Origin of the sequence: Enterobacter sp. 61D5, from assembly GCF_034107965.1 — a bacterium.
Taxonomy (GTDB): domain Bacteria; phylum Pseudomonadota; class Gammaproteobacteria; order Enterobacterales; family Enterobacteriaceae; genus Enterobacter; species Enterobacter cloacae_M.
In genome coordinates this window covers 1-11518 of sequence record NZ_JAWNFK010000021.1, presented here as the reverse complement: position 1 = coordinate 11518, position 11518 = coordinate 1, and the positions used below count along the sequence as shown (strand labels likewise).

At 53.6% G+C, this 11518-nt stretch carries 11 protein-coding genes and 1 other annotated feature; of the genes, 6 read left to right on the top strand and 5 right to left on the bottom strand.

Annotated features, from left to right (window positions below; translation table 11 throughout):
* Nucleotides 1-174 precede the first annotated feature (174 nt).
* Nucleotides 175-549 carry a DUF2799 domain-containing protein gene (locus UTM25_RS18960; RefSeq protein WP_085841433.1) on the bottom strand — a complete coding sequence of 125 codons (375 nt, stop codon included), beginning with the start codon at nt 547-549 and terminating at the stop codon, nt 175-177.
* Nucleotides 550-762: 213 nt separating this feature from the next.
* On the opposite strand from UTM25_RS18960, the gene aroF reads away from it, so the two are divergent.
* From aroF to UTM25_RS18945, 3 genes are read left to right on the top strand one after another with little or no spacing between them, the layout of a single operon-like run.
* Entirely contained in the window at nt 763-1833 is a 1071-nt protein-coding gene (aroF, locus tag UTM25_RS18955) for a 3-deoxy-7-phosphoheptulonate synthase AroF (RefSeq protein ID WP_194401897.1), read from the top strand.
* A 10-nt stretch (nt 1834-1843) separates the two neighbouring features.
* Complete coding sequence (gene tyrA / locus UTM25_RS18950) at nt 1844-2965, top strand: bifunctional chorismate mutase/prephenate dehydrogenase (protein ID WP_023333075.1); 1122 nt, start codon at nt 1844-1846, stop codon at nt 2963-2965.
* Nucleotides 2966-3025: 60 nt separating this feature from the next.
* Entirely contained in the window at nt 3026-3898 is an 873-nt protein-coding gene (locus UTM25_RS18945; protein ID WP_194401896.1) for an SMP-30/gluconolactonase/LRE family protein, read from the top strand.
* Here UTM25_RS18945 and pheA read toward each other — a convergent pair.
* The 4 genes from pheA to bamD form a co-directional block, all read right to left on the bottom strand.
* Nucleotides 3895-5055 carry a bifunctional chorismate mutase/prephenate dehydratase gene (gene pheA, locus UTM25_RS18940; RefSeq protein ID WP_181593693.1) on the bottom strand — a complete coding sequence of 387 codons (1161 nt, stop codon included), beginning with the start codon at nt 5053-5055 and terminating at the stop codon, nt 3895-3897. The two genes, UTM25_RS18945 and pheA, sit on opposite strands and share 4 nt — an antisense overlap.
* A gap of 30 nt (nt 5056-5085) precedes the next feature.
* Nucleotides 5086-5211 (bottom strand) — a sequence feature (Phe leader region).
* Nucleotides 5163-5210: a pheA operon leader peptide PheL gene (pheL, locus tag UTM25_RS18935; protein WP_100249759.1), complete on the bottom strand. Its 48-nt coding sequence runs from the start codon at nt 5208-5210 to the stop codon at nt 5163-5165. It overlaps the preceding feature by 48 nt.
* 110 nt (nt 5212-5321) lie before the next feature.
* The gene (gene raiA / locus UTM25_RS18930) at nt 5322-5663 is read right to left on the bottom strand and encodes a ribosome-associated translation inhibitor RaiA (RefSeq protein WP_003863162.1); all 342 of its coding nucleotides are present in this window, start codon (nt 5661-5663) and stop codon (nt 5322-5324) included.
* A gap of 268 nt (nt 5664-5931) precedes the next feature.
* Nucleotides 5932-6669, bottom strand: coding sequence for an outer membrane protein assembly factor BamD (gene bamD, locus UTM25_RS18925; RefSeq protein ID WP_008502469.1), 738 nt, complete (start codon nt 6667-6669; stop codon nt 5932-5934).
* A 131-nt stretch (nt 6670-6800) separates the two neighbouring features.
* On the opposite strand from bamD, the gene rluD reads away from it, so the two are divergent.
* The 3 genes from rluD to clpB all read left to right on the top strand — a co-directional run bounded on the left by rluD (nt 6801) and on the right by clpB (nt 11212).
* Nucleotides 6801-7781 (top strand): 23S rRNA pseudouridine(1911/1915/1917) synthase RluD, encoded by a 981-nt coding sequence (gene rluD, locus UTM25_RS18920; protein WP_023308866.1) that lies wholly within the window; start codon nt 6801-6803, stop codon nt 7779-7781.
* Nucleotides 7778-8509, top strand: coding sequence for a purine nucleoside phosphorylase YfiH (gene yfiH, locus UTM25_RS18915; RefSeq protein WP_045405274.1), 732 nt, complete (start codon nt 7778-7780; stop codon nt 8507-8509). The genes rluD and yfiH overlap by 4 nt, the downstream gene beginning before the upstream one ends.
* Before the next feature lie 129 nt (nt 8510-8638).
* Nucleotides 8639-11212, top strand: coding sequence for an ATP-dependent chaperone ClpB (gene clpB / locus UTM25_RS18910; protein WP_023308864.1), 2574 nt, complete (start codon nt 8639-8641; stop codon nt 11210-11212).
* Nucleotides 11213-11518: the final 306 nt, after the last annotated feature.

Here is an 11518-nt window from a genome sequence, read left to right as displayed (position 1 = left end):
AGATCAAGAATAAATTTCTCACCAGAATCCGCCACATCGCTCTGGAAATAGATGTCCTTAAGAGTTGCGGGCAGAATACCATTGTTTATCAGGGCCGTCATTATGTCAGAAATAGCATGAGGCCGACCTAAGCTAAATCCTACTGTTGTTTATTTTCCGGTGGATGAAATTAGATTAATTCAGTCTGCTGGAGCGCATACTTTCATCCATCCCTTGCTGCCATGACGCACGCAGTTTTGCCGCGTTTTCGGCTGTATCGCAACTGGCAGGGAAAGATTTGCCGGCTAATCCCCAGGCGTGAATAAACCCTTCTTCGCAGACTTTCTTCTGACCGTCAGCATAGCCGCGAAGATATTCGCTACGATCAACGTGTGTGTCGTTAAAACTATCGGCCAGGGCCTGGTTATCTTTAACCGGCAGGCCATTCATGGCGTCTTCTTTACCTGCTTCAAACCAGGATGGGCTGGTCCAGTCGGGCTGGAAGGTGTAAGGATTGATCTGACAGCCCGTTAAAAACAGCGACAACAGCGCGAGAGCAATTGAACGCATAGCCATTCTCCTTTTTTCTTCAGCATAGCCTGGCTAAAGAAAACCTGTCTGTAATTTAAAGTTTACGTTTTATCGGCTTATTTTTGCAATAAATTGGCCTGTGTAAATTAAAGTGTACGTATTTTGGATTGAAATGTTTACTTTTTATGGTATCGTTGTTTCACCTCATTGAGGAATACAACTATCGCAAACGAGCTTTACAGGATCGCCATCATGCAAAAAGACGCGCTGAACAACGTACATATCACTGACGAACAGGTGTTAATCACTCCGGATCAACTGAAAGCGGAATTTCCGCTGAGCGTCGCGCAGGAGGCTCAGATCGAGCACTCTCGCCAGACCATTTCTGACATTATCGCCGGCCGCGATCCGCGCCTGCTGGTGGTATGCGGTCCTTGCTCCATTCACGATCCTGAAACCGCCATTGAATATGCTCGTCGATTTAAAGTGTTAGCGGAGGAGGTCAGCGATAGCCTCTATCTGGTGATGCGCGTCTATTTTGAGAAGCCACGTACGACCGTCGGCTGGAAAGGGTTGATTAACGATCCGCACATGGATGGCTCGTTTGATGTGGAAGCAGGCCTGAAGATTGCGCGTCACCTGCTGGTGGAGCTGGTCAGCATGGGACTGCCGCTGGCAACCGAAGCGCTGGACCCGAACAGCCCGCAGTACCTGGGCGATCTGTTCAGCTGGTCGGCGATTGGTGCGCGTACCACAGAATCGCAAACCCACCGCGAGATGGCGTCTGGCCTGTCGATGCCGGTTGGCTTTAAAAACGGTACCGATGGCAGCCTGGCGACGGCGATCAACGCGATGCGCGCTGCTGCGATGCCGCACCGTTTCGTCGGTATCAACCAGGCGGGCCAGGTATGCCTCCTGCAAACGCAGGGCAACCCGGACGGTCATGTGATCCTGCGCGGCGGGAAAGCACCTAACTACAGCCCGGCGGACGTGGCGCAGTGTGAAAAAGAGATGGAGCAGGCGGGACTGCGCCCGGCACTGATGGTAGATTGCAGTCATGGTAATTCAAATAAAGATTACCGTCGCCAGCCTGCGGTTGCGGAATCAGTGATCGCACAGATCAAAGATGGCAACCGTTCGATTATTGGTCTGATGATTGAGAGCAACATTCATGAAGGCAATCAGTCGTCAGAACAACCGCGTAGCGCAATGAAGCACGGCGTCTCCGTGACGGATGCCTGCATTAGCTGGGAAACCACCGATGCGCTGCTGCGTGAGATCCACAAAGATTTGAACGGCCAGCTGGCGACGCGTCTGGCTTAAGAGGTTAGTTATGGTTGCTGAATTGACCGCACTGCGCGATCAAATTGATGAAGTGGATAAGGCGCTGTTGGACCTGCTGGCGCGCCGCATGGCGCTGGTTGCCGAAGTCGGTGAGGTGAAAAGCAAATACGGCCTGCCGATTTACGTCCCGGAGCGTGAAGCCTCAATGCTGGCCTCTCGTCGCAAAGAGGCCCAGGCGCTGGGCGTTTCGCCGGATTTAATTGAAGATGTTCTGCGTCGCGTGATGCGGGAATCCTATTCCAGCGAAAACGACAAGGGCTTTAAAACCCTCTGCCCGTCCCTGCGGCCGGTGGTGATTGTCGGCGGGGCAGGACAGATGGGGCGTCTGTTTGAAAAAATGCTGACGCTTTCTGGCTATCAGGTGCGCATTCTGGAAAAAGAGGACTGGGCGCATGCTCCGGAACTCATGAAAGATGCAGGGATGGTTATCGTCAGCGTGCCGATCCACGTGACGGAGCAGATCATCGAAAAGCTGCCTCCTTTACCGAAAGATTGCATCCTGGTGGATCTGGCCTCCGTCAAAAATGGTCCGCTGCAGGCGATGCTGGCTGCGCATACCGGCCCGGTGCTGGGTCTGCACCCGATGTTTGGACCGGACAGCGGCAGCCTGGCTAAGCAGGTGGTGGTTTACTGCGACGGCCGCCAGCCGGAAGCCTATCAGTGGTTCCTGGAACAGATTCAGGTATGGGGCGCGCGACTGCACCGCATCAGCGCGGTGGAGCACGATCAGAACATGGCGTTCATTCAGGCGCTGCGCCACTTTGCTACGTTTGCCTACGGTCTGCATCTGGCGGAAGAGAACGTGCAGCTTGAACAGCTGCTGGCGCTCTCTTCGCCTATCTATCGTCTGGAGCTGGCGATGGTCGGGCGCCTGTTTGCTCAGGATCCGCAGCTTTACGCGGACATTATTATGTCCTCCGAGAACAACCTGGCGCTCATCAAGCGCTACTATCAGCGCTTTGGCGAAGCCATTACGCTGCTGGAGCACGGAGACAAACAGGCGTTTATCGACAGTTTCCGCAAGGTCGAGCACTGGTTTGGCGATTACGCTCAGCGTTTCCAGAGTGAGAGCCGGACGCTGTTGCGCCAGGCAAATGACAGTCGCCAGTAATGCGATGATGTATATACTGAAAGCCAGCAATGCTGGCTTTTTTTATTTTGGGGAACTGTCATGGCCGAACCGCAGTTGCTGTTGAATTACACCGGGCATCTGCCTGAATGCCCGACGTGGAGCGCAGAAGAGCACGCGCTCTACTGGGCCGATATTCTGGAAGGGGAGATCCACCGCTATCATCTGCCGACGGCAGAACACACCGTACTCTCTTTCCATGAGGAGGTGGGTTGTTTCGCGCTGCGCGAGCAGGGTGGTTTTATCGTTGCGATGAGAACGGGTATCTGGCTAACCGATAAACACGGCCTGCTGCGCCGCAAGGTGTGCGATAACCCCTCTAACCCGCAGCTCGCACGTTTTAACGACGGCGGCACCGATTCTCTGGGGCGATTCTACGCGGGCACGTTTTGGGGGCCGGGAGATTACAACGGTGCCCTGTTGATGCGCATCGACAACGACCTGACGCCGAAAGTGATCCAGTGCGATATTCACGGCCACAACGGCTTAGCATTTAGCCCGGATAATCAATGGATGTTTACTTCAGATACGCCAAACTGCGTTATTTACCGAACGCCGCTTGATGAGCAGGGCGAACCCGGCAGGCGTGAGGTGTTTCGTCAGTTTAAAGAGGGCGAAGGGATACCGGACGGCGCGGCCATGGATGTGGAAGGCTGCTACTGGAGCGCGCTGTTTGACGGCTGGCGTATTGCGCGTTTTTCTCCGCAAGGGGAGCAGCTGGAAGAATACCGCATGCCGGTGCGTTGCCCGACGATGGTCTGCTTTGGCGGCGATGACATGAAAACGCTGTTTATTACTACCACGCGGGAAAATATGGATGCGGACGAGGTGGCGAAGTATCCGCTCTCCGGTGCCATCTTCACCCTGCCGGTGAACGTGGCAGGGATGAAGAAAAGCCGGTTTATCGAACGTTAGGCCGGGTCAACCGGGACCACGTTTTCGCTCGGATAGCAGCCCAGCACTTTCATGGAACGCGTGATCTCGCCCAGTTCGCGCAGGGCCTTCTGCATGGAAGCAGACTCCAGGTTGGCCTGGATATCGAGGTAGAACATCTCTTCCCACGGGTTACCGTGGATTGGGCGTGATTCCAGTTTGGTCATGATCAGGTTGTGGTTACGCAGTACCAGCAGGGCTTCAACCAGCGCACCGGCCTGTTGGCCGGTCGCCATCAGCAGCGTGGTTTTGGCCGGCACCTGGTCTGACACATTGATTGCCTTGCGTGCCAGCACCACGAAACGGGTGATATTTTGCGTCTGGTTCGCCAGGTTGCGTTCCAGCACCTGTAAACCATACAGCGCGCCGCCCGCTTCGCTGCCGAGCGCGGCGACGGTTGGGGAGTTAGCCTGCGCTACTTTTTCCATCGCCGCCGAGGTGCTTTCGGTGTACTCAATTTTCCAGTTCGGATAGCGGTTCAGGAACTGGCTGCATTGCTGGAACGGCTGTGGATGACTGTAAACCGTTTCGATCTTGCTCAGGTCGGTTGATCCGGCGACCAGCACGCAGTGATCGATAGGGATCGTCAGCTCTCCTACCAGCGACAGGCTGGTGTGCTGCAGCAAATCGTAGACGTCGTTGATGGCACCGGAGCTGGTGTTTTCAATCGGTACGACGGCGTAATCCGCCTGGCCGGTCTCAACCTGATTAAAAATGTCTGCAAACTTGGCACAGCCGCTCTCAATAAATTCTTCGAAATGGCGTGCGGCATACTGACGTGCGGCCAGATGAGAATAAGACCCCTTCGGACCCAGGAAGGCGATACGCGCAGAGTGCGGATTGGTTTTGTTCAGATGCTGCTGGAGTAACGCTTGCTGGGTGAGTACGGAGTCTTCGATGATGAGCTGGAACAACCGGGTTATGTAGTGGGCATCGAGGTGATGCGCTTTGCCGAGCTGAATGAGACGTTCCAGCAGATCTCGCTCGCGGTCAATATCACGTACCGGACGATGGGAGTCTAGCTTGGCTTTGCCCACTTCAACGGCAAGGGCGCGGCGTTCGGCCAGCAGCGCCAGCAGTTTCTCATCCAGCGCGCTGATTTTTACTCGCAGATCCAGTAATGGGTTTTCCGGTGTCATAGTGTTGTCGGTCTCATTTTATCGTTATCAATAAAAAAGGCCCCCCGATGTGGGAGGCCTTGTTGTTCGTCTTCGCATTCTTTATCACACGACGAAACGCCTCCCAGTCAGGGGAAGGTAAAAAAGAATGCGAAGAAGAACGGCGTAAGTTTCATAAAGTCATCCTGTGATTGATACCGTTAAAGTACCCGTACTGTTTTCACCCTGTCAATAAAAAACAAAAAACGCGCCCGAAGGCGCGTTGGCGGTACACTCAATTTAAAGGATTACTCTTCTTCAACTTCTTCCGCGAAGCTGGCGTCTTTCACCGATGTTGCGGCGCGACGGGCTTCACCTTTGTGTTGCACTTTATTGAGCTGCCGTTCCAGCTTGTTGATCAAATCGTTAATAGCGGTGTACATATCCTCGTGTTTTGCGCTGGCGACCAGATGGCCGTTTGGAGTATTGATAGTTGCGTCAGCGATGAAACCCTGCGGCTCCTTGGACAGGATGATATGTGGATTAATCAAATGAGTTTGCCATTTATCCAGTTTGGCGAGACGGTCTGCGACGTGCTGGCGGATTGCCGGAGTAATTTCCATTTGTTTACTGGTAATGTTCATTGTCATAAATTTTACCTCTTGTCTTTCCGTCTTGGTGATTCCAGCATACCCGACCCAATGTCAAAATGTGTGATTTAGATCACGTTATTTTGTCGGTTTTTGTCAGGGAATCTTTTTTGTGAGGCAGGGCAGGAAGAAGTGAGATTTACCTTGTCGAAGGTAAAAATTGGGGCCATAGTTGACAGGATGTGTTGAGGCTTAAGCGCTTCAGCGACGCGCTAAAATGAATAAAAAAACGGCAGCCTTCGGGCTGCCGTTTTGCATTGAGGCAATATCAGGTGTTGCTGCTGTTCGCAGCGATGATTTTCGCCACTTTTTCAGCCTGAGCGGTCATCTGCATCTGACGGTAGGCATTTTCCATCAGCTTCAGGCCATCGCGCGTTGCCTGAGTATCTGGATAATCACGCAGCATACCTTCTACGCGGTTAACCACGGCAACCCAGGCGCCACGACGGGTATAGTAATCCGCTACAGAGTATTCATATTTCGCCAGACGATCTTTCAGGAACACCAGACGTTTGGTGGCGTCAGTCACGTACTGACTGTTCGGATAGCCGCGCACCAGTTTGGAGAAGTCATTGAAGGCATCACGCGCATGCTGCGGGTCACGGTCGGAACGATCCACGCCGAAGAAGCCCTGCAGCGCACTGTCGTCCAGCGCCATGTTGGTGAGGCCGCGCATGTACATCACGTAGTCGATGTTAGGATGAGTCGGGTTCAGACGCATGAAACGATCGATAGTTGCCTGAGCCAGCGGCAGGTCGGCATTTTTATAGTATGCGTAGATGAGATCTAACTGTACCTGCTGCGAATATGGACCAAATGGATAGCGATTATCCAACGCTTCCAGTTGCGTTATCGCCTGTTTCCAGTTACCGTCCTGCAACTTTTGTTGTGCAGTCGCATAGATTTCATTCGGCGGATTGTCAGGGACCTGTTCATTTGAACCGGAGCAGCCCACCAAAGCCAGGCTCAACGTGGCCGCTGCCACCAGATATTTCATGCGCGTCATGACGTTTTGACTTTCCTCAAATGTTTGTCCGGGAGAAACTCTGTTCCTGCTCCCGATTAAGACCAGCTACAATAGCACACTATATTAAACGGCAAAGCCGTAAAACCCAACGTTAAACGAAGAAGCAGTTTATGGCACAACGAGTAGAACTCACCGCAACAGTCTCCGAAAATCAGCTCGGTCAACGCTTAGATCAGGCTTTGGCCGAATTGTTCCCTGATTATTCGCGTTCACGCATAAAAGAATGGATCCTTGACCAGCGCGTGCTGGTAAACGGCAAGATCTGGGACAAACCAAAAGAGAAAGTGTTAGGTGGGGAAGCTGTCGCCATCAATGCTGAAATCGAAGAGGAAATCCGCTTCGAGCCGCAGGATATCCCACTGGACATCGTCTATGAAGATGATGATATTCTGGTGATCAACAAGCCGCGCGACCTGGTTGTTCATCCGGGCGCGGGGAACCCTGACGGTACGGTACTTAACGCACTTCTCCATTATTATCCGCCGATCGCGGATGTTCCGCGCGCGGGCATCGTGCACCGTCTGGATAAAGACACCACCGGTTTGATGGTGGTGGCGAAGACCGTGCCTGCTCAGACCCGTCTGGTGGAGTCGCTGCAGCTGCGCGAAATCACCCGTGAGTATGAAGCGGTAGCCATTGGGCATATGACCTCTGGCGGAACGGTGGAAGAGCCAATCAGCCGTCACCCGACTAAACGTACCCATATGTCGGTGCATCCGATGGGTAAACCGGCGGTGACGCACTATCGCATTATGGAGCACTTCCGTATTCATACGCGTCTGCGTCTGCGTCTGGAAACCGGACGTACTCACCAGATCCGCGTGCATATGGCCCACATTACCCATCCGCTGGTGGGGGATCAGGTATACGGTGGCCGTCCGCGCCCGCCTAAAGGCGCATCGGATGAGTTCATCAGCGTATTGCGTAAATTCGATCGTCAGGCGCTGCACGCGACTATGCTGCGTCTTTACCACCCTATCACCGGTATTCAGATGGAGTGGCATGCGCCTATCCCGCAGGATATGGTGGATCTTATCGACGCCATGCGTGCTGATTTCGAAGAACATAAGGATCAAGTGGACTGGTTATGACCAAACTGATTGTCCCGGAGTGGCCATTGCCTGCTGGCGTGGCTGCCTGTAGTTCAACCCGTATTGGCGGTGTTAGCCAGGGCGCGTGGGAGTCTTTGAACCTCGGTGCGCACTGTGGCGACAACCTGGAACACGTTGAAGAGAACCGCAGACGTTTGTTTGCTGCGGGTAACTTGCCGTCAAAACCGGTCTGGCTGGAACAGGTTCATGGTAACGCGGTACTGAAGTTGACGGGGGAACCCTATGCTTCTAAACGCGCTGATGCCTCTTACAGTAATACTCCGGGAACCGTTTGTGCCGTGATGACCGCCGATTGTCTGCCGGTTCTGTTCTGTAACCGTGCAGGTTCCGAGGTGGCAGCAGCACACGCGGGCTGGCGTGGTCTATGTGAAGGCGTGCTCGAAGAAACAGTCGCCTGCTTTAACGATGAGCCCGCCAATATTATGGCCTGGCTTGGCCCGGCCATTGGTCCTCGCGCTTTCGAAGTGGGGCCAGAGGTTCGCGAAGCCTTTATGGAAAAAGATCCGCAATCGGTTGAAGCCTTCCTGCCTTCGGGGGATAAATATCTGGCCGATATTTACCAGCTCGCCCGCCAGCGTCTGAATAACGTTGGCGTGACGCAGATCTTCGGCGGCGATCGCTGCACATTCACCGAAAAGGGTGATTTTTTCTCCTATCGTCGCGACAAGACCACGGGGCGTATGGCAAGTTTCATTTGGCTGATATAACCTAAAGAATCAAGACGATCCGGTACGTGCCGTTTTCTTTTCACATAATTCAGGTCATTAACCTTGAATAATTGAGGGATGACCTCATTTAATCTCCAGTAGCAAATTTGACCTGTTATGGGAGGAGTTATGCGTCTGGATCGTCTTACTAATAAATTCCAGCTTGCTCTCGCCGATGCCCAGTCCCTCGCACTGGGGCACGACAACCAGTTTATCGAACCTCTTCATTTAATGAGCGCCTTGCTGAATCAGGAAGGGGGATCGGTACGTCCTTTATTAACGTCCGCTGGCATTAATGCTGGCCAGTTACGCACCGCTATCGATCAGGCGCTGAGCCGTTTACCGCAGGTTGAAGGTACCGGCGGCGACGTTCAGCCGTCTCAGGATCTGGTGCGCGTGCTTAACCTTTGCGACAAGCTGGCGCAAAAACGTGGGGACAACTTTATTTCGTCAGAGCTGTTTGTTCTGGCGGCGCTTGAATCACGCGGTACCTTGACCGACCTGCTGAAATCTGCCGGTGCGACCACCGCCAATGTGACTCAGGCGATTGAGAAAATGCGCGGAGGTGAAAGCGTGAACGATCAGGGAGCCGAAGACCAACGTCAGGCTTTGAAGAAATTTACGGTCGATCTGACCGAGCGTGCTGAACAGGGCAAACTTGACCCGGTTATCGGCCGTGATGAAGAAATCCGCCGTACGATTCAGGTACTGCAGCGTCGTACCAAAAACAACCCGGTGTTGATTGGTGAACCGGGTGTCGGTAAAACCGCCATCGTTGAAGGGCTGGCACAGCGTATCGTCAACGGGGAAGTGCCGGAAGGCCTGAAAGGCCGTCGCGTACTGGCACTGGATATGGGCGCGCTGGTGGCCGGTGCGAAATACCGCGGCGAGTTCGAAGAGCGTCTGAAAGGCGTGCTTAACGACCTGGCGAAGCAGGAAGGGAACGTTATCCTGTTTATCGACGAACTGCACACTATGGTCGGGGCGGGTAAAGCGGACGGCGCGATGGATGCCGGGAACATGCTGAAACCTGCGCTGGCGCGCGGTGAACTTCACTGCGTCGGTGCCACCACGCTTGACGAGTATCGTCAGTACATTGAGAAAGATGCTGCGCTGGAACGTCGTTTCCAGAAAGTGTTTGTTGCTGAGCCAAGCGTTGAAGATACCATCGCGATCCTGCGTGGTTTGAAGGAGCGCTATGAACTGCACCACCACGTGCAGATCACTGACCCGGCTATCGTTGCGGCGGCGACGCTTTCACATCGTTATATCGCCGATCGCCAGCTGCCGGATAAAGCAATCGACCTGATTGATGAAGCGGCGTCGAGCATTCGTATGCAGATTGACTCGAAGCCGGAAGAGCTGGACCGACTCGACCGACGCATCATTCAGCTCAAGCTGGAACAGCAGGCGCTGAAGAAAGAGTCTGATGAAGCCAGTAAGAAACGCCTGGATATGCTCAATGAAGAACTGGACGATAAAGAGCGCCAGTACTCTGAGCTGGAAGAAGAGTGGAAAGCCGAGAAAGCGTCCCTTTCCGGCACTCAGACCATTAAAGCTGAACTCGAACAGGCAAAAATTGCCATTGAGCAGGCTCGCCGTGTCGGCGATCTGGCGCGGATGTCTGAACTGCAGTACGGCAAAATTCCTGAGCTGGAAAAACAGCTTGAGATAGCGACGCAGTCAGAAGGGAAAACGATGCGTCTGTTACGTAATAAAGTGACGGATGCGGAAATCGCGGAAGTGCTTGCTCGCTGGACCGGTATTCCGGTGGCGCGCATGTTGGAAGGCGAGCGTGAAAAACTGCTGCGCATGGAGCAGGATCTCCACAATCGGGTGATTGGCCAGAACGAAGCGGTTGAAGCGGTTTCGAACGCTATTCGCCGTAGCCGAGCGGGGCTGTCCGATCCAAACCGTCCGATTGGTTCGTTCCTGTTCCTGGGGCCGACGGGGGTCGGTAAAACAGAGCTGTGTAAAGCGCTGGCTAACTTTATGTTCGACAGCGACGATGCGATGGTACGTATCGACATGTCTGAGTTTATGGAGAAACACTCCGTCTCACGTCTGGTCGGTGCGCCTCCGGGATACGTTGGTTATGAAGAAGGGGGGTATCTGACGGAAGCCGTTCGCCGTCGCCCTTATTCCGTCATCCTGCTGGATGAGGTGGAAAAAGCGCATCCGGATGTGTTCAACATTCTGCTTCAGGTGCTGGATGATGGCCGTCTGACCGACGGACAGGGGAGAACGGTCGACTTCCGTAATACGGTTGTCATCATGACCTCGAACCTGGGTTCCGATCTGATTCAGGAACGTTTCGGTGAACTGGACTATAGCCATATGAAGGATCTGGTGCTCGGTGTCGTGAGCCATAACTTCCGTCCTGAGTTCATCAACCGTATTGATGAAGTGGTGGTATTCCATCCTCTGGGTGAGAAACACATTGCGTCGATTGCGCAGATCCAGCTGCAGCGTCTGTACAAACGTCTTGAAGAGCGTGGGTATGAAATTCACATTTCCGATGAGGCGCTGAAGCTGCTGAGCGAGAATGGTTACGATCCGGTGTACGGTGCGCGTCCATTAAAACGTGCTATCCAGCAGCAGATCGAAAACCCGCTGGCGCAGCAGATCCTCTCCGGAGAGTTGATTCCGGGCAAAGTTATCCGTCTGGAAGCCAACGACGATCGCATTGTGGCAGTGCAGTAAGTCACAAAACGCAAAAACGAGCCGCTTGCGGCTCGTTTTTGTTTAAAAACCAGGCGAAAATTGAGGTCTGGAGTTGGTTTTGCCTGGAAAGTGAGCAATCAGTAAAAAAATTTCACTTTATCCTTGCAGGTTCGGAATTACTCCCTATAATGCGCCTCCACTGACACGGAACAACGGCACACACGCCGCCGGGTCAGCAGAGAATAGCGAAAATAACGGGTTGACTCTGAAAGAGGAAAGCGTAATATACGCCACCTCGCAACGGTGAGCGAAAGCCGCGTTGCAACTGCTCTTTAACAATTTATC